This is a genomic window from Streptomyces sp. NPDC030798, from assembly GCF_055572275.1.
Genome location: NZ_JBVIDR010000012.1, coordinates 21,057 through 42,997 on the forward strand (window position 1 = coordinate 21,057; position 21,941 = coordinate 42,997).

General features: G+C 70.5%; 18 protein-coding genes and 1 pseudogene. 14 read left to right on the forward strand and 5 right to left on the reverse strand.

Annotation, left to right across the window (positions count from 1 at the left end; translation table 11 throughout):
- Nucleotides 1-23: 23 nt before the first annotated feature.
- Both ACZ404_RS25940 and ACZ404_RS25945 read left to right on the forward strand, forming a co-directional pair.
- Nucleotides 24-791, forward strand: a complete 768-nt coding sequence (locus ACZ404_RS25940) for a transposase (RefSeq protein ID WP_468444235.1) — start codon at nucleotides 24-26, stop codon at nucleotides 789-791.
- A 139-nt stretch (nucleotides 792-930) separates the two neighbouring features.
- Nucleotides 931-1,941, forward strand: a complete 1,011-nt coding sequence (locus ACZ404_RS25945; RefSeq protein WP_468443815.1) for a DNA-3-methyladenine glycosylase family protein — start codon at nucleotides 931-933, stop codon at nucleotides 1,939-1,941.
- 507 nt (nucleotides 1,942-2,448) lie between these two features.
- On the opposite strand, the gene manB is transcribed toward ACZ404_RS25945, so the two are convergent.
- Nucleotides 2,449-3,531: a mannose-1-phosphate guanylyltransferase gene (manB, locus tag ACZ404_RS25950; protein WP_468443817.1), complete on the reverse strand. Its 1,083-nt coding sequence runs from the start codon at nucleotides 3,529-3,531 to the stop codon at nucleotides 2,449-2,451.
- 205 nt (nucleotides 3,532-3,736) lie between these two features.
- On the reverse strand, nucleotides 3,737-5,215 hold the full coding sequence (locus ACZ404_RS25955; RefSeq protein WP_468443819.1) for a peptidoglycan recognition protein family protein: 1,479 nt from the start codon (nucleotides 5,213-5,215) through the stop codon (nucleotides 3,737-3,739).
- A 110-nt stretch (nucleotides 5,216-5,325) separates the two neighbouring features.
- Between ACZ404_RS25955 and ACZ404_RS25960 the strand changes: the two genes are divergently transcribed.
- The 4 genes from ACZ404_RS25960 to ACZ404_RS25975 all read left to right on the forward strand — a co-directional run bounded on the left by ACZ404_RS25960 (nucleotide 5,326) and on the right by ACZ404_RS25975 (nucleotide 11,753).
- Nucleotides 5,326-6,081, forward strand: coding sequence for a TIGR03089 family protein (locus ACZ404_RS25960; protein WP_468443821.1), 756 nt, complete (start codon nucleotides 5,326-5,328; stop codon nucleotides 6,079-6,081).
- A gap of 366 nt (nucleotides 6,082-6,447) precedes the next feature.
- Entirely contained in the window at nucleotides 6,448-7,617 is a 1,170-nt protein-coding gene (locus ACZ404_RS25965) for an LCP family protein (protein WP_468443823.1), read from the forward strand.
- A gap of 232 nt (nucleotides 7,618-7,849) precedes the next feature.
- Complete coding sequence (locus ACZ404_RS25970) at nucleotides 7,850-9,610, forward strand: LCP family protein (protein WP_468443825.1); 1,761 nt, start codon at nucleotides 7,850-7,852, stop codon at nucleotides 9,608-9,610.
- Nucleotides 9,611-10,121: 511 nt separating this feature from the next.
- Entirely contained in the window at nucleotides 10,122-11,753 is a 1,632-nt protein-coding gene (locus ACZ404_RS25975; protein WP_468444237.1) for an LCP family protein, read from the forward strand.
- 152 nt (nucleotides 11,754-11,905) lie between these two features.
- Here ACZ404_RS25975 and ACZ404_RS25980 read toward each other — a convergent pair whose 3' ends face one another.
- Complete coding sequence (locus tag ACZ404_RS25980; RefSeq protein WP_468443827.1) at nucleotides 11,906-12,376, reverse strand: DUF2690 domain-containing protein; 471 nt, start codon at nucleotides 12,374-12,376, stop codon at nucleotides 11,906-11,908.
- Between the two features lie 652 nt (nucleotides 12,377-13,028).
- On the opposite strand from ACZ404_RS25980, the gene ACZ404_RS25985 reads away from it, so the two are divergent.
- The gene (locus tag ACZ404_RS25985) at nucleotides 13,029-13,454 is read left to right on the forward strand and encodes a peptidase inhibitor family I36 protein (RefSeq protein ID WP_468443829.1); all 426 of its coding nucleotides are present in this window, start codon (nucleotides 13,029-13,031) and stop codon (nucleotides 13,452-13,454) included.
- 106 nt (nucleotides 13,455-13,560) lie between these two features.
- On the forward strand, nucleotides 13,561-14,514 hold the full coding sequence (locus tag ACZ404_RS25990) for a hypothetical protein (protein ID WP_468443830.1): 954 nt from the start codon (nucleotides 13,561-13,563) through the stop codon (nucleotides 14,512-14,514).
- Nucleotides 14,515-14,541: 27 nt separating this feature from the next.
- Here the strand turns inward: ACZ404_RS25990 and ACZ404_RS25995 are convergent, their stop codons facing one another.
- Nucleotides 14,542-15,573, reverse strand: a complete 1,032-nt coding sequence (locus ACZ404_RS25995; protein WP_468443832.1) for a glycosyltransferase family 2 protein — start codon at nucleotides 15,571-15,573, stop codon at nucleotides 14,542-14,544.
- Between the two features lie 129 nt (nucleotides 15,574-15,702).
- On the opposite strand from ACZ404_RS25995, the gene ACZ404_RS26000 reads away from it, so the two are divergent.
- Nucleotides 15,703-17,202 (forward strand): LCP family protein, encoded by a 1,500-nt coding sequence (locus ACZ404_RS26000; protein WP_468443834.1) that lies wholly within the window; start codon nucleotides 15,703-15,705, stop codon nucleotides 17,200-17,202.
- 16 nt (nucleotides 17,203-17,218) lie between these two features.
- Here the strand turns inward: ACZ404_RS26000 and ACZ404_RS26005 are convergent, their stop codons facing one another.
- The gene (locus tag ACZ404_RS26005) at nucleotides 17,219-17,767 is read right to left on the reverse strand and encodes an acyl-CoA thioesterase (RefSeq protein WP_468443836.1); all 549 of its coding nucleotides are present in this window, start codon (nucleotides 17,765-17,767) and stop codon (nucleotides 17,219-17,221) included.
- A gap of 119 nt (nucleotides 17,768-17,886) precedes the next feature.
- Here ACZ404_RS26005 and ACZ404_RS26010 point away from each other — a divergent pair, with 119 nt between their 5' ends.
- The 5 genes and pseudogenes from ACZ404_RS26010 (at nucleotide 17,887) to ACZ404_RS26030 (ending at nucleotide 21,880) form a co-directional block, all read left to right on the forward strand.
- Nucleotides 17,887-19,197: an LCP family protein gene (locus ACZ404_RS26010; RefSeq protein ID WP_468443838.1), complete on the forward strand. Its 1,311-nt coding sequence runs from the start codon at nucleotides 17,887-17,889 to the stop codon at nucleotides 19,195-19,197.
- 52 nt (nucleotides 19,198-19,249) lie between these two features.
- Nucleotides 19,250-19,767: pseudogene (locus tag ACZ404_RS26015) on the forward strand (helix-turn-helix domain-containing protein); the annotation flags it as partial.
- 120 nt (nucleotides 19,768-19,887) lie between these two features.
- Complete coding sequence (locus ACZ404_RS26020) at nucleotides 19,888-20,412, forward strand: hypothetical protein (RefSeq protein WP_468444239.1); 525 nt, start codon at nucleotides 19,888-19,890, stop codon at nucleotides 20,410-20,412.
- 86 nt (nucleotides 20,413-20,498) lie between these two features.
- Nucleotides 20,499-20,975, forward strand: a complete 477-nt coding sequence (locus ACZ404_RS26025; RefSeq protein ID WP_468443840.1) for a VOC family protein — start codon at nucleotides 20,499-20,501, stop codon at nucleotides 20,973-20,975.
- A complete protein-coding gene (locus ACZ404_RS26030) occupies nucleotides 20,975-21,880 on the forward strand; it encodes a pyridoxamine 5'-phosphate oxidase family protein (RefSeq protein ID WP_468443842.1) in 906 nt (301 codons plus the stop codon). The genes ACZ404_RS26025 and ACZ404_RS26030 overlap by 1 nt, the downstream gene beginning before the upstream one ends.
- The last annotated feature ends 61 nt before the right edge of the window (nucleotides 21,881-21,941 follow it).

The following is a 21,941-nucleotide window of genomic DNA, read 5'->3' on the forward strand; positions in this document are numbered from 1 at the left end:
GGCGGTTGGTGCGTTGGCTGGGCATGGGTGGGGTGATCTCAGCGGATGATCCGAAGTGGATCGAGCCGTTCTCCGGGCTGAGCGAGTCGCAGTTCACCAGGCTGGTGGCATTGGTGCGGCGTCGCGGTGGTGACGTTCAGCGCGGCCGTCCCTGGCGGCTGCCACTGGAGGACCGGGTGTTGCTGGTGGCGACGTACTGGCGCACGAACCTGACGTTGCGGCAGGTGGCGCCGTTGTTCGGGGTCTCGAAGTCCGCGGCCGACCGCATCCTCGATCACCTCGCGCCCTTGCTGGCCATCTCGCCGGCCCGGCGGCCGCGCAAGGACACCGTCTACATCGTCGACGGCACCCTGGTGCCCACCCGTGATCGCAGCGTGGCCGCGTCCAGCAAGAACTACCGGTACTCGACCAACCTGCAGGTCGTGATCGACGCCAACAGCCGCCTGGTGGTGGCGATCGGCCTGCCGCTGCCCGGCAGCCGCAACGACTGCCGGGCGTTCACGGAGTCCGGCGTCGACCGGGCCTGCCGCGGTGCACCGACCATCGCCGACGGTGGATACCAGGGCACCGGCCTGCTCATCCCGCACCGCAAACGACGAGGTCAGATGCACCTCAGCCGACAGCAGGAAGCGGAGAACGCCGTCCACCGCCGGGCGCGAGCCCGGGTGGAACACGCTCTGTCCCGGCTGAAGAACTGGAAGATCCTGCGGGACTGCCGACTCAAAGGCCGCGGCGTTCACCAAGCGATGCTCGGCATCGCCCGACTCCACAACCTGGCCCTCACCCGATAACTCACATGCCATACGGGACAACCTCTAGTCTCGTAGGGCAGCGCAGGACAGCAGCAGCCGGACGGCAGCCGTCGGGCAGCAGCCGCAGGGCAGCAGCAGTGGCATCGACTCCGACATCAGCACCTCGAGGACGTGATCCGTGGCAGGACGTTTCGCTCCCCGGCCCACGCGTACGACCGTGCGCGGTGGGGAGGTCGCGCTGTCCGGCGGGGTGCCGCGGCAGGCGGCCGGGCCCGCGCGGGTACGGCGGTGGGTGCCGGACGGGCCGCTGGACCTCGGGCTGGTGCTGGGGCCGCTGCGGCGCGGCCCCGCCGATCCGACGTTCCGCGCGACGCGCGACGGCTCCGTGTGGCGCGCCACCCTGACGCCCGCCGGGCCCGGCACGCTGCGGGTGTACGGCTACGGCGGCGAGGTGCGCGCGCAGGCGTGGGGGCCGGGGGCCGAGTGGCTGCTGGAGCAGTTGCCCGAGCTGCTCGGTGCCGCCGACGATCCCGGGGCGTTCGTACCCCGGCACCGGGTGGTGGCACTGGCGCACCACCGCAGGCCCGGGCTCCGGCTGACGCGCACGGGACTGGTGCTGGAGTCGCTGATTCCGTCGGTGCTGGAGCAGAAAGTCACGACCGACGAGGCGTATCGGGCGTGGCGGTTGCTGGTGCGGAGGTTCGGGGAGCCGGCGCCGGGGCCCGCGGGAGCGTTCGAGCGGCCGATGTGGGTGATGCCGGCGCCGCGGACGTGGGCGCTGATTCCGTCCTGGGAGTGGCATCGGGCCGGGGTCGACGACAAGCGGGCGTCGACGATTCTGCGTGCGGTGCGGGTCGCTGCGCGGCTGGAGCAGGCGGTGGGGATGCCGGCGGTGGAGGCTCGGGCGCGGTTGGAGGTCGTGCCGGGGATCGGGCCGTGGACGTCGGCGGAGGTGGTGCAGCGCAGTCATGGGGCGGCGGATGCGGTGACCGTGGGGGATCTGCATCTGCCGGGGATCGTGGGGTGGGCGTTGGCGGGGGATCGGTATGCCGATGACTCCGTGATGCTGGAGTTGCTCGAGCCGTATGCGGGGCAGCGGCATCGGGCGGCGCGGTTGATCCTGCTGAGCGGGCAGGTGCCGGCGCGGAGGGCGCCGAAGATGCCTCGGGTGGACATCGGGTTGCTGTGAGGGTGCGGTTACCGTGCCCGGTGGTGGCTGGGCGGGGGAGGGTGTCACTTGCCCGCGCAAGCAGGGTGCCTCCCCCACGCTCGGCTTCCCTCGAGCGGGGCACCCCCCACCGCCCACCCGTGCCGCCCCAGCGGCACGAGTGCCCGCACCTACGTGCGCAGCACGGCCGCCGCTGCCGGGTGGGCGCCGCCCCAACAGCACGGCTGCTCGCCGCTGCGTCGGCAGTACGGCCGCTGCCGGGTGGGCACGGCCCCAGCGGCACGACTGCCCGCAACCCTCCGGCACCACAGCCGCCGCTGCCCGATGGGCGCCGCCCCAGCGGCACGAGTGCCCGCAGCTACGACGGCAGCCCTGCCGCTGCCGGGTGGGCGCCGCCCCAGCAGCACGGCTGGTCGCCACTGCGGTGGGGCGGCGGTCGCAGCTGCGGGGCGGGGCGGTTGCTCGTCGCTGGGTCGGGTGTCGATGGGGCCGGGGCACGGCCCACGGGGTCGGCTGGGGGGCTGGGTTCTACTGGTCGGAGGAGAAGCGCACCGCTCCCGCCGGGATGCGGGCGTCGCACCAGATGCGGGCGCCCTCGCGGAGTTCGTTGTCGGCGCCGATCACCGCGCCGTCGCCGATGACCGTGCCGGTGAGGACGGAGCGTTCGCCGACCCGGGCACGGGCGCCGATGAGGGAGTCGGTGATGACGGCACCGGGCTCGATGACGGCGCCGGCGAGGATGGTCGAGCCGAAGACGTGCGCGCCCTCGGCGACGAAGGCGCCCTCGCCGACCACCGTGCCCCCCGTCAGCTTCGCGTCCGGCGCCACCCGGGCCGTGGGAAGGACCAGACGGTCGCCGCAACGGCCGGGGACGGCCGGAGACGGGGCCCGGCCGAGGACGAGGTCGGCCGACCCGCGGACGAAGGCGGCCGGGGTGCCGAGGTCCAGCCAGTAGGTGGAGTCGACCATGCCCTGCAGATGCGCGCCGGCGGCCAGCAGCTCGGGGAACGTCTCGCGCTCCACCGACACCGGGCGGCCCGCCGGAATCGTGTCGATCACCGAGCGCCGGAAGACGTACGCCCCCGCGTTGATCTGGTCGGTGACGATCTCCTCCGGCGTCTGCGGCTTCTCCAGGAAGGCCAGCACCCTGCCCGTCGCGTCGGTCGGAACCAGACCGTAGGCGCGCGGGTCCGTCACCTTCGTCAGGTGCAGGGAGACGTCCGCGCCCGTCGACTCGTGGGTGTCGACCAGGGCCCGGATGTCCAGCCCCGTGAGGATGTCGCCGTTGAAGATCAGCACCGGGTCGTCCGGCCCCGAGCGCAGCCGCGAGGCCACGTTGCGGATGGCTCCCCCGGTGCCGAGGGGCTCCTCCTCGGTGACGTACTCGATGTGCAGTCCGAGAGCGGCACCGTCGCCGAAGTACGGCTCGAAGACCTCGGCGAGGTAGCTCGTCGCGAGGACGATGTGCTCCACGCCCGCCGCCCTCGCCCTGGCCAGCTGGTGCGTCAGGAACGGCACACCGGCCGCCGGCACCATGGGCTTCGGCGTGTGCACCGTGAGCGGACGCAGCCGGGTGCCTTTACCGCCGACCAGGAGGATCGCTTCTGTCACCTGTCGTCTCTGCTTCCTGCCGGGACCGGCCGATCTGCTCGTTCTACTCGTTTCGGCCGGTCAGTGTATGCAGACCGTGCGACGGTGCCCTCGATGGCCGCGCGTGCCCCGCGAGATCGGCGTGCGGTTTCCCCCAGCCGTACCCCACCCGTCCCCCCGACGGCGGTGAACGTGCCCCCGACCCCCCGGCGGCCCGGGGCGGCCCTCAACGCCCCTGGTATCGCGCCGCGCTGGAGCGGGCCGTGCCGAGCTTGGCGTAGAGCCGCTTGCCGGGGCATGCGGTGGCATACCCGTCCCGATGGCCGGAGATCACGTTCAGTCGTACGTTCTTACCCTTTGGGTAGAGATTGCCACCTCCCGACGTCAGATATGTCTTTCCCTTCGGATTCGCGCCGTAGAGTCCGAGCTTCCAGGCGGCGAGCCGGGCGACTGCAGTCACGGCGGCGCCGGACGGCTTGGTGGAGCCATAGCTGCCGATCACGGCGATGCCCATGGTGTTCGTGTTGAACCCGAGGGTGTGCGCGCCGAGCACCGCCTTCGACACGCCGCCGGCCCGGCCCTCGTAGAGGGTTCCGCACTTGTCGACGAGGAAGTTGTAGCCGATGTCCCGCCAGCCCATGCTCTTGACGTGGTAGCGGTAGATACCGCGGATGACCGAAGGGGCCTGGGCGCAGGTGTACTTGTTGCCCGTGGCGGTGTGGTGGACGAAGGCCGCCTTGACCTTCTTCGTGTAGACGAACCCGCCCTTGCGCAGTGACTCGTCGGCGCCCCAGCCGCGGCGCGTGACGATCCGCGGGCGCGGCCCGATGTACGGCTTGGCCCGCGCCCCCGCGTCCTCGCCTCCCTCGGCAGCACCCTCGACCCCCTCGGCACTCGCTGCTCCCGCCGCTTCCGCGAGACGGCTCGCCTCCTGTTCGGTGGCCTGACGGTCCAGTTCGGGGATCTGCAGGGCGCCGTAGGGCACGAGGTCGGTGTTGGCGCCGTAGGCGGCGGCCGTCGCGGCCGCGGCGTCAGCCGTAGGGCCGCCCGGGCCGGACGGACTGCGGGGCGGCGGCGGGGGTCCGTCCCCGGGGTCGACCAGTTCCAGGCGCAGCCCGGACGGCAGGGGCGAGCCCGCGCGCCCGGCACCGGCACGGCTCCCGGTCCCGGTCGTGTCCGCCCGGACCCGCACCTCCACGCCGTCGGAGTCGCCCACCCACAGCGGGGCCGTGCCTCCGCGCGTACGGCCCTTGGCGCGTTCCGGCGATCCGGGGTCGGCGCCGTGGTCCTCGTTGTGCGTCTCGACGTCCTGCCAGCCGGACCAGTGGCCCGATCCGGCGGCGCGGGTACGGACCTGGACGTGGCCGCGCAGTTCGGTACGGGGGTCGTTCCAGACCACGCCGAGCAGCGCGAAGTGCCGTACGCCGACGCGGTGCAGGCCCTGTTCGGCGGCCCCGCCGTGCACCCGCCCCCGGGAGAGCGGGGCGAGGGGCAGCGACTGGGTGCTGCCCGCGACCCGGGCCGTCGCGGCCGCCCGGCCCATGGCGGCCGTCCGGTTCGCCTGCCCCGGTACGGCGGTCGCGGGCAGGGTCAGGGGCAGTGCGAGGGTGGCCGCGCACGTGACCCCGATCGCGGTGACGCCGAGGACGCCGATCGGGCCGGTCGAGGGGCTGAAATATCCACGCATGACCATGATCTTGGACATGGTCATACGTACCCGCCAACGGAAACTGACGGACCGTCGGAGGGCCGTTCCGCCGAACCGGTGGCCCCGCGGCTCGGTGCGAGCGGTCGCCGCGGCGTACGCTTGCGCGGGTGAAAGCCACCGATCGCACCCCTGCCGACCTGCTGCGTTCCGCGCTCGCCGCGGATCCCGGCCGCCCGCTGGTGACCTTCTACGACGACGCCACGGGCGAACGCGTCGAACTGTCCGTGGCCACCTTCGCCAATTGGGTGGCCAAGACCGCGAACCTCCTCCAGGGCGACCTGTCCGCCGGCCCCGGTGACCGGGTCGCGCTGCTGCTGCCCGCGCACTGGCAGACGGCCGTGTGGCTGCTGGCGTGTTCGTCGGTGGGGGCGGTGGCGGACGTGGCCGGCGACCCGGCCTCCGCCGACGTCGTCGTCAGCGGGCCCGACGCGCTGGAGGCGGCGCGGGCCTGCCGCGGGGAGCGGGTCGCTCTCGCGCTGCGGCCGCTCGGCGGGCGTTTTCCCGAGCCCCCGGCCGGGTTTGTGGACTACGCCGTGGAAGTGCCGGGTCAGGGCGACCGGTTCGCGCCGTTCGCGCCGGTGGACCCTGAGGAGCCGGCGCTGATCGTGGCCGGGGCCGAGTTCAGCGCGGCCGAGGTGGTGGAGCGGGCCCTGGGTGACGCGCCGTCGCTCGACCTGACGGGGCCCGGTTCGCGGCTGCTGTCCGGGCTGCCGTACGACACCTGGGAAGGGCTCAGCGCGGGGCTGTACGCGCCGCTCGCCGTCGGGGGCTCCGTGGTGCTGTGCCGCAACCTGGAAAACCTGGACGAGGAGCGCCTCGCCCAGCGGATCGAGACCGAACGGGTGACCGCGTCCCGCCACTGAGGGGGCCAGGAGCCGCCGTAGCCCGTCCGGAGCAGCACAGGGCACGGCGGCCCACCCCACCGGAGCATCACCACGCCACCCGCAGGCAGGCCGCCGCACCCTCCCGGCCCGGCACGGCGCGGGCCCCGCCGCCCAGCGTCGGGCGAACAAGCCCCGAGCCCGACCAGCAGCACGGAGCACCGCCCTCGCCACCAGAGCACGCAGGCAGGCCGCCGAAGCCCGCACCCGGCGTCACGACGCCCTGCCCGCGAGACCCGGCACCCCGTCCCCCACACGGAGCAGCACAGGGCGCCGTCCCGTCGCCTGCGGGCCATCGTCGTAAGGGCAGGACGTGACGCTCGTACGCCAGGGAGGGGTGGACCGGACGTGGCCGACAGCGCAGGTGTGCCCCTCGGTCCCGGTCTCGGGTCCTCCGCGACCGGGGAGGGGCTCGCGCGGCGGCGTCGGCGGCGGTGGGTCAGGGGGACGGCACTCGGCGGAGCCCTGCTCCTCGCGGCGGCGGCCGGGGCCGGATGGGCCGTGTACGCCAAGCTGAGCGCGAACATCACGCCCGACGAAGCGGCCGCCGCCGAGCTGGCCCGGTACGAGCGGGAACGGCCTACCGCGCTGGTGCGGGGCGCGCAGAACATCCTGCTGATCGGCTCGGACACACGGGCCGGGGACGGCAACGGCGCGTACGGGCGCGACGTCGGCAGCGAGCGGTCGGACACGACGATCCTGCTCCACCTGGCCGCCGACCGGCGCAGCGCCACCGCGGTCTCGCTGCCCCGGGACCTGATGGTGGACATCCCCGGCTGCCGGCAACAGGACGGCACCCGCAGCGGGCCGATGTTCGCGATGTTCAACCACGCCTTCCAGGTGGGCGGTTCGGCGTGCACGATCCGTACCGTCGAGAAGCTGACGGACATCCGGATCGACCATCACATGGTGGTCGACTTCAGTGGATTCAAGGACATGGTGGACGCCGTCGACGGCGTCCAGGTGTGCCTGAAGGAGCCGATCGACGACAGGGCGGCCCGGCTGAAGCTGCCCGCGGGCAGGGTGACGCTCGACGGGGAGCAGGCCCTCGGGTACGTACGGGTGCGCAAGTCGCTCGGCGACGGCAGCGACACCGAACGCATGGAGCGCCAGCAGCGGTTCCTCGGCGCGCTGGTGAACAAGGTGCAGAGCAACGACGTGCTGCTGAACCCGGCGAAGCTGTATCCGGTGCTGGACGCGGCGACGTCCTCACTGACCACCGACCCGGAACTGGCGAGTCTGCGTGGCTTGTACCAGTTGGTCCGCGGACTGCGCACGATCCCCACCGAACATGTGCAGTTCCTGACGGTGCCCAGGGAGTCGTACGTCTACGACTCCGATCGCGACCAACTCGTGGAGCCGGAGGCCGAGAAGCTGTTCGCCCGCCTGCGCACGGACCAGCCGGTGGCCGTGGCGAAGGTCGGTCCGGACAAGACGTCCGACAACGGGCCTTCGCACGCCCCTTCGCCCACTCCCACGTTCAGTGGGAACACCGCCGCCGAACACATCTGTGCGTAAGGCGTTCACCAAGTCGGCGAACTTCTGTTCAGGAATATGAGGGGGATTGCCCACTTGTAGGAAGGTGGAATTTGTCACCGGCGTCGCTTGACGCTGCACTGGGCGGATAGTGTGAGTGATCCGGTGCACCCGGCCGCGAGGTCAGTCCTGGGGTCGTGCACTGATTCACCGAGACCCGAGCGCCTTTGAGGGGGAAGGCGCCGCGTGGCCCCGACGGAGGATACGGACAACCGTGGACGCGCAAGGCCGTGGGCGGGCGGACAACATCGATCCCGCAGACCAGTGGGTGCTCAATCCGAACACCGGCGAATACGAACTGCGACTGGGCCCTTCCACACCGCAACAATCGGTTCCCGGCCCCCGCAGACCCGCTTCCCGAGAAGGCGCCGCGGCGCCACGCCGCCCCAGCGACTCCGCGCCCGGCGGGACGAGCGCCCCGCGCCCCTCGCGCGGCGGCACCGTACCGCCGCCGCGGTCGGCCCGACGCCGGGGCGGCGAGCCGGAGCCGCCGCAGGGTCGGCGCAGCCGACGGCCGGTGAAGAAGAAGTCCAAGGTCAAGAAGGTCCTGGTGTGGACCGCCGGCGGCACGGCGTTTGTGCTGGTCGCCGTCGGCACGGCCGGCTACCTCTACCTCAGGCACCTCGAGGGCAACGTCACCACGACGGACGTCGGCAACGCCGCCAAGAGCGGCTTCAGCAAGGACGACGCCTTCAACATCCTGATCATCGGCACCGACAAGCGGACCGGGAAGGGCAACAAGGGGTACGGCGACGCCAACAGCGTGGGGCACGCCGACACCAACATCCTGCTGCACGTCTCGAAGGACCGGACGAACGCGACGGCGATGAGCATCCCGCGCGACCTGGTCGTGGACATCCCGGACTGCCAGACCATCCAGCCCGACGGCTCCCAGAAGGTCATCCCCGGGTCCAACCAGGTGCGCTTCAACGAGAGCCTGGGCCAGGAGGGCCGCGACCCCGGGTGCACGATGCGCACCGTGAAAGAGGTCACCGGCATCACGCCCGACCACTTCGTGATGGTCGACTTCAATGCCGTGAAGACCCTGACGACCGCGGTCGGCGGCGTCGACGTGTGCCTCGCCCACGCGGTGAACGACGCGGACTCGCATCTCAAACTGCCCGCGGGCAAGTCGAAGGTGGAGGGCGAGCAGGCACTGGCGTTCGTCCGCACCCGTCACAGCTGGGGCAACGCCGGTGACCTGGACCGGATCAAGGTGCAGCAGCAGTTCCTGGCCTCGCTGATGCGCAAGATGACCTCCGGTGACACGCTCAGCAGCCCGTCCAAGCTGCTCAACCTCGCGGACGCGGCCACCAAGGCGCTCACCGTCGACAAGGGCATCGGCAAGGTGAGCACGCTCAAGGATGTCGCGCTCGAGCTGAAGAAGGTGCCGACGAAGAACATCTCCTTCGTGACGGTGCCCGTGCTCGACAACCCGGCCGACGGCATCCACCACAAGACGGTGATCGTCGACCCGAACGCGGCGCCGCAGGTCTTCGACGCCATCAAGAACGACGTCTCCTTCACCGAGGTGAAGAAGAAGGAGAAGGCGGTCAAGGACGCCCAGGCCGCGCGCCTCAAGGGCAGCAGGTCCGCCGCCTCGGAGGTGCGGGTGCGCATCCTCAACGGCGGCGCCGACAGCGGCAGCGCGCAGGAGACCCTGCAGTGGCTGCAGAACGAGAAGGGCGTGCTCAAGTCGGAGAACGCGGGCAACGCTCCGGCGGCGCTGGCCAAGACCACCCTGGAGTACGCGCCCGCCCAGGCGTCCCAGGCCCGTGAGCTGGCCGCCCTCATGGGTCTTCCGGGATCGGCCCTCAAGCCGGGCAAGAGCGTGACCAACTCCCAGGGGCTGCCCGAGATCACGCTGACCCTCGGCAAGGACTTCAAGGGTGCGGGAGTCTCCTTCTCCGCTCCGCGGAAGCCGCCGCGGGTCAACGGCAAGACCACGGCGAACGAGGTCAAGTGCGCCAGCTGAGCCGGCGGCCGCGACGGTGCCTGTGATCGTGCTTCTGCCGGTCGAGGCACCGTCGGCGGCACCGACGCTCACCCGAACCGGGTGCCGGTGACGACGTCTCCCTCCCTGTGCGCAGACGTCCGGTGACCCGGTGCGGCTCCTGCCTTCCTTGCCTCACTCGGCTCTCTTCTGTCTCTGAGGTCTCCGCGGTCTCCGGCCTTCCTGCGTCTCCTTTGTCTCCTGCGTCTCCGGCGTCTCTGGTGTCTCTGGTGTCTCTGGTGTCTCTGCGTCTGTGGCGTCCTGGCGTCTCTCAGAAAGCTCTTACCCGCCGACCGGACAATGACGGGGCGCTCAAGATCGCATGAGTCCGGGCGGCCGGGTCACGGCTGCTCGCGCGGATGACTCTCACCGGGCGTCGCCAAGTTCACTTCGCAAGTAACCCAATGGGTCCGTCGTGCGTCTAACTGGGCGCGGGACGGGCCCGTCACATGACACACAGGGTGGGGAGGGCAGGGAGTTGACGCGGAGCAACGTGCGGGGCAAAGCTCCTTCGGACCAGGAGACGGCGCAACGCGGCCGACGGGGCCCGGACACGTCGGAAGGGCCCGCACAGCACGGCGGCCGACGGCGCAGGGGGAGCCCGAAGACCGCTCGGCGGCAGCGCAGACGGCGAGTGCTGCGATGGTCCGCGATCGTGCTCGCGGTCGTCATACTCGGGACGGCCGGCGCCGGATATCTCTACCTTCAGCACCTCAACGGCAACATCCGCAAGGGCGAGCTCCTCAGCGGCGACTCGAAGGCGAAGAAGCCCAAGCCGAACGCGGCCGGGCAGACGCCGATGAACATCCTGCTGATCGGCTCCGACAGCCGCAACAGCGACGAGGACGTGAAGCTCGGCGGCGCCAGGGAGAACCGCGGCACCCCGCCGCACGCCGACGTGCAGATGCTCATCCACCTCTCCGCGGACCGCAAGAGCGCCGCGTTCGTCAGCATCCCGCGCGACACCCGGGTCGACATCCCCCGGTGCAGGGATCCGAAGACGGGCCAGAAGTACCCGCCGGTCAACGCCCCCATCAACATGTCACTGGGCCGCGGCGGACCCGGCTGCACGGTGGCCGCCTGGGAGAACCTCACCAAGGTCTACATCGACCACTGGATGATGGTCGACTTCGCGGGCGTGGTGGACATGGCGGACGCCATCGGCGGCGTCGACGTCTGTGTGAAGGAGAACGTCTGGGACCGGCCGACGCCGGAGGAGCCCGGCGGCTCCGGCCTGAAGCTGAGGGCCGGCACGTGGAACATCAAACACAAGCAGGCCCTCCAGTGGCTGCGCACGCGGCACGCCTGGGGCAGTGACCCGCTGCGCGCCAGGGCCCAGCACATGTACCTGAACTCGATGTTCCGTACGCTGAAGAAGCAGAACGTCTTCACCGACAGTGGCCGGCTCATGAATCTGGCCGAGGCGGCCACCAAGTCGCTGCGGGTCTCGCAGGAGCTCGGCTCGGTCAAGAAGCTCTACGACCTGGGCATGGAGCTCAAGTCGGTGCCGACGGACCGCATCACCATGACGACGATGCCCTGGGTACCGGACCCCGAGGCCCCGAAGCAGCACGTCGTACCGGACGGCGCCAACGCCGACAGGATGTGGCAGATGCTCCGCGACGACGTGCCCTTCGACAAGCACGGCAAGCCGGCCGCCAAGAAGAAGACGGCGTCGGCCGTGCCGGCCAAGACGCCCTCGACGCCCGCCGGGCGGCTGGGGGTGCTCGTGCAGAACGCCACCGGGGACTCCTCGAAGCCCCCGGTACCCCTCCGGGCCGGAGCGATCGCCGGCGCGCTCCAGCAGCACGGGTACGCCCGGGCGGCGGCCGACACCGCTGCCACGGGACTGTCGGAGAACGAGACCCTGGTGCGGTATCCCAGCGCGGATCTCGAGGGCGACGCGCAGGCCGTCGCCAAGGCGCTCGGCATTCCGATGAGCTCCGTGGCGAAGTCCACCGGCGTGTCCGGTGTCACCGTGGTCGTGGGCACCGACTGGCGCACGGGGACGAGTTACCCGAAGCAGTCCACGCCGAAGGACGGTGACCTGCCCAGCAACTCCGACGCCATCAACGGCGCGGACAAGGGGCAGTGCATGCCGGTGTACAAGCCCTACCAGTGGTAGGGGGCTGACCTCCGGCGCGCCACGGCACGCCGGGGGTCACATGCGAACGCTCGGCCGGGGACTCCCGGCCGAGCGTTCTGCGTGTGCGGTGGTGGCACCGGCCGATGTCGGCAACCGACGCCGGCGTCCGGCCCGGAGTCCGGTCCGCGGACTCAGTAAGCGGCGGTCCGGGTGTCGGCGTAGCCGTAGACGTTGTCGATCCCCGCCTGGGCGAACGAGGTCATGCCCTTGTCGTAGACCATCGGCGTGTAGCACTGCGTCTGGCCCTCGGAGATGGTGCAGCTGTAGGTGCGGCCGTCGTTGTTGCGGGTGACGAAGGCGTGCGCACAGTCGTAGCCGGCGGATGCGTTGCCGCAGGCGCCCTGAGTGTGGTTGAGCGTCAGCCTGGCCCAAGCCGTGTGGCAGGCGGTGCTGTAGCGCAGCTCGATGGTGCCGAGCGTGACGCGGCTGTTCTTGACGGTCGCGGACTCCACGGTCGTGGCGCCGCCGGCGCACCCCGTCGCGGACGGGTCGCTGCCGTCGTAGGTGTAGGCATTCGAGACGCCGGTGGCCGCGACCATCGCAAGGCCGATTCCCCCGACCACGACCCCGGCACGTGCCAGACGACGCGTTGTGGAACGCACTTGGCCCTCTCCCCCATGCAAGTGGAAACGCCCGCAACCGCTTGCCGCGGGCGTACAGGACAAACCCTTGCGCATCCGATCATGCACCTGCCAGGGTGTCAACTGCCTTTCGGGACAAGCCCGTTGCTACGATTCCCTTCCGGGATGTGCAACCTAACGCGCTTTCCTCCCCATCAGATGCCCCCGAGCCCGATCGGCTGCGGACCTGCGGCGTTCTGGACACGGCGGAAACCAACGGTCCCATGAGCAAACGTAGTTGACGTGCATTCAGACGTGTGATCGGATCGCCCGCTGTCAGAGTCGACGCGCTGTCATACGGATCCAGGACACCGGCAGGGAAGGCCCCCCACACATGCGCATCAAGTCGAAGCTGCTCGCCGTCGGCATCGCGGGCATCGCCGTTCTCGGCCGCGCCACACCTTCACAGGCCGGCGGCCACACCTCCGGGGCCGGGATCGGCGCCGGCTGAACCGTGCCTCCGGCTGCCCCCTTCCCCCCACGACCGGCGTGCGGGCATCGGACTTGTTACCCGGCGGCCGCCACCTCCCGGGAGATCACCGTGGCGGTGGCGGACTGGCAGTGCGCCAAGCGGGCGAACGCCTCTAGCCGAAGCAACAGCCACGCAATTCCACCTTTGATGAAGGAGAAATCCATGGGCATCCGCAACAAGATCGCTGCCGGTGCGCTGACCGCAGCAGCACTCGGAGTCGGTCTCATAGCGGCCCCCGCCGCCCAGGCGGACACCTGCAACAGCACCATCGGCGCCTGCATCTACTACAACTCCAACTTCCAGGGCGCCACGTTCTGGGACGGCGCCGGAAACAGCCGGACGCCCGAGAACTACGGCGCGCCCAACTGGTACAAGTTCTCCGGCGGAAACGGTGCCGGCCTGTACGTCAAGAACAACGCCGCATCCGTCTACAACTTCGACACCAACTACAGCGTGACGATCTACTACAACTCCAACAACAGCGGCCCGAGCCAGTACATCAAGCGCGGCACCGGAGCCAACCTGAACTCCACGCTGAAGAACAACAACGCGTCCCAGTGCTTCGACTTCTATGCCGTGTGCCCGTAAGGGCTCCTTGCAGGACCAGCCAAGAAGGTAGCGGCGTCCCCGCCGGTTCGGGCGGGGCGCCGCTACCCGCACGCCGCCGGCACAACAGCAACGAAGGACGCCCCACATGCCCTCGGAACGCCCGACCACACTCGCGGTCCTCGCCGTCATCGCAGCGCTGAGCAGCACGGTGACCGGTTGTACGTCGGCGACACCGAAGTCCCCGGCACAGCGGACGGCGGCCACGGTGCGGGTCGGCGCCGTGCCCATGCTCGACAGCACCCGCGATCAGCGGCTGCCCATCGAGAACTACCTGATCAGCCCGCAGGAGAACGCCCGGATCGAAGGCGCCAGATCGGCCCTCATGACCGCGTGCATGAAGCGGTTCGGGTTGACGTTCAAGCCGGCGGCCACGGACTACGGGCAGAAGCGGAACCAGACCTCCCACCGGTACGACCCGACCGATCCCGTCCTCGCCGCGCGCCACGGTTATCACGGTCCCCAGCGCCTGACACAGAATGCGTCGAAGCCGTCCCGGAAACCCCTGTCCCGGGACATGGAGATCGTCATGGGCCACGGCCTGGACGCACCGACCCCACCGGGAGCGGCCACTCCCCCGGCCGACGGCAAGTACCACGGCATCCGGATCCCCAAGGGCGGATGCATGGGAGAGGCGGAAGCAAGACTGACCGCAGGCGGAGGAATCATCCAGGATGCCCCCGCAGCGGTCGACATCAACTTCAACGACTACGTGCGGTCCATGGCCGACGCCCGGCTCAGGGCCGCCTTCTCCGCGTGGTCGGCCTGCATGAAGGAAAAAGGGTTCACCTACGCGACCCCCGAAGCCGCGGTCAAGGACCCGGCCTGGAACTCCCCGAAGCCGTCGAAACACGAGCTGGCCACCGCTTCGGCCGACGTCGCGTGCAAAAAGAAGAACAACGTCGTGGGAACGTGGTTCGCCGTCGAATCGGCTTATGAGAAGCGCGACATCCAAGCCAGCCTGAAGACGATGCAGCGCATCAGGCACAGCATCGACGTCGCGGTCCGCAACGCCGCCGCCGTCGGGGCCGACAAGTCGTGACGGGAGGGTGACGGGGTCCCGCTCCTGTCAGGGGACGTCCGCCCGCACCGCCGGCCGGCGCGAGGCGATGACCTTCCTCGCCAGCGACCTCGGGCTCGTCAGGAACCCCCACCCCCACGACATGTGCATGGTCGCCAGGGCCACCGGTATCTGCAGCCGGGCCTTGAGCGGCAGTCCCTTGCCCGCCGGGACGGAGCCCGCCACGATCGCCGCCAGGTAGCCGCCGGGGATCACGAAGCCCCACGGGGTCAGCGCCGCGCCGACGACGATCCCGGCCGCGATCGCGCACACCGCCGTCGGCGGGGCGAGGTAGCGCAGGTTGATGGAGCCCTCGTGGTACCGGGCGACCACATGACGCCAGCGGCCGTAGTCCTTGTACTGCTTGGCCAGCGCGCGCACGCTCGGCCGCGGCCGGTACGACACCCTCAGCTCCGGCGAGAACCAGATCAGGCCGCCCGCCTCACGGATGCGGAAGTTCAGCTCCCAGTCCTGGGCGCGGATGAACTCCTCGTTGTAACCGCCCTGCCGCTCCAGCGCCTCGCGACGGAAGACCCCCAGGTACACCGTCTCGGCGGGGCCGGCCTCGCCACCCGTGTGGAAGGCGGCGTTGCCCACCCCGATCTTCGAGGTCATCGCGGCGGCGACCGCGTGCTCCCAGTCGTTCTCGCCCTCGGCGTGCATGATGCCGCCGACGTTCTGCGCGCCGGTCTCCTCCAGGAGCCGTACGGCGGTCGCGATGTAGTTCGGCGAGAGCATGCCGTGGCCGTCGACACGGACCACGACCGGGTGGCGCGACGCCTTGATCGCGGCGTTCAGCGCGGCGGGGGTGCGGCCGGTGGGGTTCGGAACGGTGTGCACGCGCGGGTCTTCGCGTACGAGCTCGGCGGCGATCTCGTCCGTGCGGTCCGTGGACGGACCGAGGGCGATCACGACCTCCATCTCGCCGGCGTACTCCTGCTCGAGGATCGCTTGGACGGCTCCGCGCAGATGCCGCTCCTCGTTGAGGACGGGCATGATCACAGAAACGGCGGGGAGCCGCACGTCGGGCTTGGCGTTCATAGGGGGCTCACGTTACCGCGAACGGGGGACAGCGGTGCGCGCCGCCGGGGCTGCGACGCGGGATGAAGGTCGTATCGGCCTACCGTGCTCACGGATCCCACGTACGGCCGTCGTCCGGAGGTGTCCCCTTTGCCCAGCCCGCCACGGTCCCCTGCCCGGCCGCAGCGCCGACCGCAGCCGCCCCGCCGTGTGCCACCGCCGCCCGAGCGGGCCGCACCGCGCCCGCAGCGCCGGCGTCCGCGCTGGGCCATGCGGGCGGTGACCACGCTCTCCGTCGTGGTGCTCGCCTCGGCCGGCATCGGCCACGCCGTCGTCTCCAGCCTGGACGCCGGGATCGCCCGGGTCGACGCCTTCAAGGACATGAAGAACCGGCCCCGCGCCGGGCACGGCATGAACGTCCTGCTGGTCGGCACCGACGGCCGCGACCGGATCACCGAGGCCGAGCGGCGCGCGTTCCGGCTCGGCGGCCAGCCCTGCCACTGCACCGACACGATGATGATCGTGCACATCTCGGCGGACCGGGAGCGGGCCAGTGTGGTGAGTCTGCCCCGCGACTCCTACGCCGAGGTGCCCGAGCGTGTCGACGCCGGCACCGGGCGACGGCACCCCGCGCACGCCGTCAAGCTGAACGCGGCCTACGCCGAGGGCGGCCCCCGGCTGACCATCGGCACCGTCGAGAACATGACCCACCTGAAGATCGACCACTATCTGGAGGTCGACTTCACCACCTTCATGCGCACCGTCGACGTGCTCGGCGGCGTCCGGGTCTGCACCCCGACACCGCTGAAGGACTCGTACACCGGTCTCGACCTCGCCCCCGGCACCCACACCCTGGGCGGCGGCCAGGCGCTGCAGTACGTGCGCGCCCGGCACGTGGACGGGGCGAGCGATCTGGGCCGGATGAGGCGCCAGCAGCGGTTCCTGGCCGCGCTGATCGAGCGGGCCACCTCCTCCGGGGTGCTGCTGAACCCGATCAAGTTCCGGGACGTGACCCGGGCGGTGCTCGGCTCGGTCCGGGCGGACGAGGGCTTCGGCACCGACGAACTGCTCGACCTCGGCCGGGCGATGCGGAACTTCTCGCTGTCCTCCTCCGAGTTCGCCACCGTGCCCATCGGGCAGATGAACTTCCCGGTCAAGGGCCTCGGCTCGACCCTGAAGTGGGACCAGGCGGCGGCCGCCCGGCTGTTCGCCTCCCTGCGCGACGACAAGCCGCTCACCGTCGACCGCCCGCGGCCGCGGGGCCCGGTGCCGGCGCCGGTCGAGGTCGACCCGCGGCGGATCCGGGTCCAGGTGGAGAACGGCACCGCCACCGAAGGGGTCGCCAAGCGGCTCGACGCGGCGCTCGGCACGGCCGGCTTCGCCGTCACCCACCAGCCGACCACCGCGGCCGTCCACAACGCGCGGCGCACGGTGATCTCCTACGACCCCCGCTGGGACCGCTCGGCCCGCAGCCTGGCCGCGGCCCTGCCCGGCAGCGAGCTGCGCGCCGTACCCGGCATGGGACCGCTGCTGAAGGTGACCGCCGGGGCGGACTTCCTGGACGCGCGCCGGGTGCGCCAGGTGAAGGTCGAGAACCCGGCGCGGCCGGACCAGGCCGCGGTGCGCGGCAACGAGGTCGTGTGCTCGTGACGAGCCGGACCCGCGGTCAGTCCTCGAAGCCCTCCGCCACCCGCTTCTCGCGCAGCTCGCGGATGGCGCGGCGGCGGGCCAGGCGGTGGGTGCGGCGGATCTGGGCCTCCTGGTAGCGGCGGCGGTCGCGGTCGGTCTCGGGGAGGACCGGCGGCACCCGGCGCGGCTTGCCGTCGGCGTCCACGGCCGCGAAGACCAGGTAGGCCGAGCCGACCTGGGTGGGCGGCGCCGACTCGTTCCAGCGTTCGGCCAGGACCCGGACGCCGATCTCCATGGAGGTCCGGCCGGTCCAGTTGACCTGGGCCTTCACATGGACCAGGTCACCGACGCGGACCGGCTCGAGGAAGGCCATCTCGTCCATCGACGCGGTGACCGCGGGCCCGCCCGAGTGCCGTCCGGCCACCGCGCCCGCCGCGTCGTCCACCAGCTTCATGATCACCCCGCCGTGCACCGTGCCCAGCAGGTTGGTGTCGTTGTGGGTCATGATGTGGCTGAGCGTGGTGCGGGAGGCGGACGTCGGCTTTCCGGGAATGTCCGGTTCCGCGTCGGGGGCCAGGTCTGTCATGGCCCCTACCTTATGCCGAAGCGACAATCGCGGAATTTGTGTCGGGTTCGCAACAGCGGCGCCCTGATTTTCCGACAAGCCTTGTAAGACACCAGTCGGCGCCCTGCACACTGGGGCGCATGAATGACTGGCCCCAGGGATGGTCCGACGACAACCGCGACCCGCGCTACGGACGCGGCAGCGCCGGCGCGCAGCCGGAAGGCGCCCGCGTGATGCGCCAGGTGCAGCGCGGCCCGGCGGTACCGCCCGGCCAGCGCTCCTACGGCCGGCCCGGCCCGTCGGCACCGCCGTACGGCGGTGGAGTCCCGCAGCAGCCGTCGTACGTCGACGGCCAGGGCTACGACGACGGCTACGGCGAGTACGACAGCGGCTACAACACGGGCCAGGTCTACGGCGGCTCGGGCGGCGGCCCGGGCGGCCCGGAGGGGTCGCGCACGAGAGGCCCGCGCCCTGCCCCGAACTGGCGGCGCCGGATCAAGTGGACCGCGATCACCCTGGCGACCGTCATGGTCGTCACCTCGGTCGCGACCTACTTCTGGGCCGACTCCAAGCTGCGCCGCGAGGTCGACCTGGCCACGGTCATCGACCGGCCCGCCTCGGGCTCCGGCACCAACTACCTGATCGTCGGCTCGGACAGCCGCGAGGGCATGTCCAAGGCGGACGAGAGGAAGCTGCACACCGGCTCCGCCCAGGGCAAGCGCACGGACTCGATGATGATCCTGCACGTCGGCGACAACGGCGACACGCTGATCTCACTGCCGCGCGACTCCAACGTGACCGTCCCGTCGTTCAAGGGCACCTCCGGGAAGATGTACCCGGCCACCGGCCGGCAGGAGAAGCTCAACGCGACCTACGCCGAGGACGGCCCGACCCTGCTGGTCCGCACGATCGAGGCCAACACCGGCCTGCACATCGACCACTACGTGGAGATCGGCTTCCAGGGCTTCGCCAACATCGTGGACGCGGTCGGCGGGGTCACCATCGACATCGACAAGGGCTTCAAGGACTCCTACTCCGGCGCCGACTTCAAGGCCGGGAAGCAGACGCTGAACGGCGCGCAGGCCCTCGCCTTCGTCCGCACCCGGCACGCCTTCGCCGCCTCCGACCTGCAGCGGACCAAGAACCAGCAGAAGTTCCTGTCGGCGCTGGCCCACCAGGTCGCCACCCCCTCGACCGTCCTGAACCCGTTCAAGTTCTACCCGGTGATGGGCGCGGGCCTGGACTCCCTGATCGTCGACAAGGACATGTCCCTGTGGGACCTGGCCTCGATGTTCTGGGCGATGAAGGGCGTCCAGGGCGGTGACGGCACGTCCCTGAACATGCCGATCTCCGGCTCCGTCGGCGGCAACCTCGTCTGGGACAAGGCCAAGGTGAAGACGCTGGTGAACGAGCTGAACAACGACCAGAAGGTCACCGTCTCCGGGAACTAGTGCCGCATCAGGCAACGTTTGCCCTGTGGTGATGTGACGCGCCGCCTCGGTGCTGTGCCGGGCGGCGCGGGTCCTTCACGCTGTCCGGGCAGCGGAACGAGTACGTGTACGCGAGATCGACGATGACGAGGGCAGACGGCTGCTTCGGATCATCCGCCGGGGCACCGGGTCGGTAGTGACCTGGCGGCGGGCCCAGATGATCCTGCTGTCCGCGCAGGGCATGCCGGTGGCGAAGATCGCCGAAGTGACGTTCACCAGCGATGACCGGGTCCGCGATGTGATCCACAACTTCAACACCGACGGCTTCGACTCCCTGTGTCCGAAGTACAAGGGCGGTCGGCCGAAGACCTTCACCCTGCCTGAGCGGCGCGAGATCAAGAAGATGTGGTCGACGAGATCAGCCACGAGGGCCTGCGCATCCTGCTCCGCGAGGAAGGCGTCTCTTTTCAACGCCTGAAGACCTGGAAGACCTCCCGCGACCCCGACTAAGCGGCCAAGAAGGCCCGTGTCGAACACCTCTACGCGATCGCCGACGGCGAGGTCATACCTGAGGAGGGCGAGCCCGAAGTCGGTGCCGCACTCCGCCGCAGCGGTTGTAGGTCGCCCGCCGCCTGCGGCGCGCTTCGCGGTCAGGATCCTTGTTGCCTGCCGCCGCGTTCGGCCCACTGCCGGCCCGGGTGGGGCATCAGGTTGAGGGGCCCGAACTCGGCCACCGCCCTGGACCTGGCCAAGGACAAGCTCTACGGCCACACCAAGCCGGTCAAGAAGCGCACCCAGTTCCTGGAGTTCTGCCGCTACCTGCGCACGCTCTATCCGCCGACGGTGAGGATCGCGATCGTCAGCCCGGACCGGGGCCGGATTGCAACCGCTCGACGGGCGCCGGACTGCGCGGCGGCGAGCTACCTCCGCCGGGAGGTCACCAAGCGACGTTGCCCCGGTCGTGGACATGTGTCCGTCCAGCAGCACTCCGCGCATCCGGGGATCAGCAGCCGGATCGGCGACCCGCGCGGAGGGCATCGTGGCCGCATAGCCCGGCGGCCCGGCGGCACATGCCGCTGGGCGTGCGTGGCGGGCGCCAACTTTCCGCCAACCATGCGGCATGAAAGTTATCCACGACACGGCGGCCGCCACACCGCCGCGGTCCATCACCCACCCGCCACTCTCGGGCGCGGCCTTCCGCTCGGCCGTCCGGCCCTCGGTCGCCGAGACGAATGACGGGGCAGGGCCGGTGCGTGCCGGCTCACCCCACCTCAGGGTCGCCCGACCCGATCCCGTCCAGGATCCCTCTGCCAAGGAGAACCATGACCACGACCCAGGCCTCGCCAGGTCCGGTGACCGCAGCCGCCACCGGCCATGTCGGGCTCAACGTCACCGACGTGACCCGTTCGATCCATTTCTACCAGCGGGTCTTCGGCTTCGACCTGCTCGGCGAGAGCACCGAGGACGACCGCCGCTACGCCTTCCTCGGCCGTGGCGATCAACTCGTGCTCACGCTGTGGCAGCAGAGTCGTGACGGCTTCGCCGCCGATCGGTCCGGACTGCACCATCTGTCGTTCAACGTGCCCACGCTGGACGACGTCCAAGCTGCTGTAGCCCGTCTTCAGGAACTCGGCACGCCCCTGATCTACGACAGGATTCTGGCCCACATGCCCGGCCTGGCATCTGGCGGCATCTTCTTCACCGATCCAGACGGCATCCGCATCGAGATCTGCACCGCCTCCGGACTCGAGCACCTCCCCACCCTTGAGGGCGGCGCACCCAGCTGTGGTTTCTTCTGATGCCACAGCACTACCACGAGGGTGAACTGGCGGTACAGGCACGGGCGGGCACGGTCGATCAGGCCGCGGCCATGGCCCGTACGTTCCGCACCAGCCTGCCCGCACCGTTGATGAGATTCCTTGCCACGCAGCGCTGGATCATCGTGGGCGCCACAGACACCGCAGGCCGCGTATGGGCGTCGCCCGTAGTCGGCGCACCCGGCTTCGTGCGTGCCGCCGACGAGACGACCGTACGGATCGACGCGCTCCCTGGGACCAGCGATCCCTTGCGGAACCTGGCAGACCGGCCGGCGGGACAGCCGGCCGGCCTGCTGGCCATCGACCTCGGCCGTCGCAACCGGGCTCGCATCAACGGCACCCTCCGCCATGACGCCGGCGGAGTGGTCATGAGCGTCGAGCGGGCTTACCCCAACTGCATGAAGTACATCCAGCGCCGAGAGAATCTGGGCTTCGGCGACCAGCCACCCACCCCGGTCGTCGTCGCCGAGACAGACCGCGTCACCGCCGAGCAGATCGACCTCCTGCGTGCCGCCGACACGGCCTTCATCGCCACCATCGCCGAAGGCCACGGAGCGGATGTGTCCCACCGCGGCGGTCCTCCCGGCTTCCTTCGGTGCCTGGGAGGCGGCAGGGTGGTCCAGTTCGCCGACTATCCCGGAAACGGCATGTTCAACACGCTCGGCAACCTCGAGCTGGACAGCCGAGCAGGCCTCACCATCACCTGCTTCGACACGGGCGACCTGCTCCAGCTGACCGGTCGTGCAACCGTTGTGCGCACGCCTCTCACCTCGGCTGCTCCCGGCACGGTCGACTTCGTCATCGACCGTGCCGTCCACACCCGGCGCGGCGTCCCGTTCCGCTTCGGCCCCGTCGAGTACTCACCGTTCCTGCCACGACCACACTGACTTGATCTTTGACGTCGGTGGTCGAATGCGCTCTCGGACTTGATCACCTGGGTGGTGACTG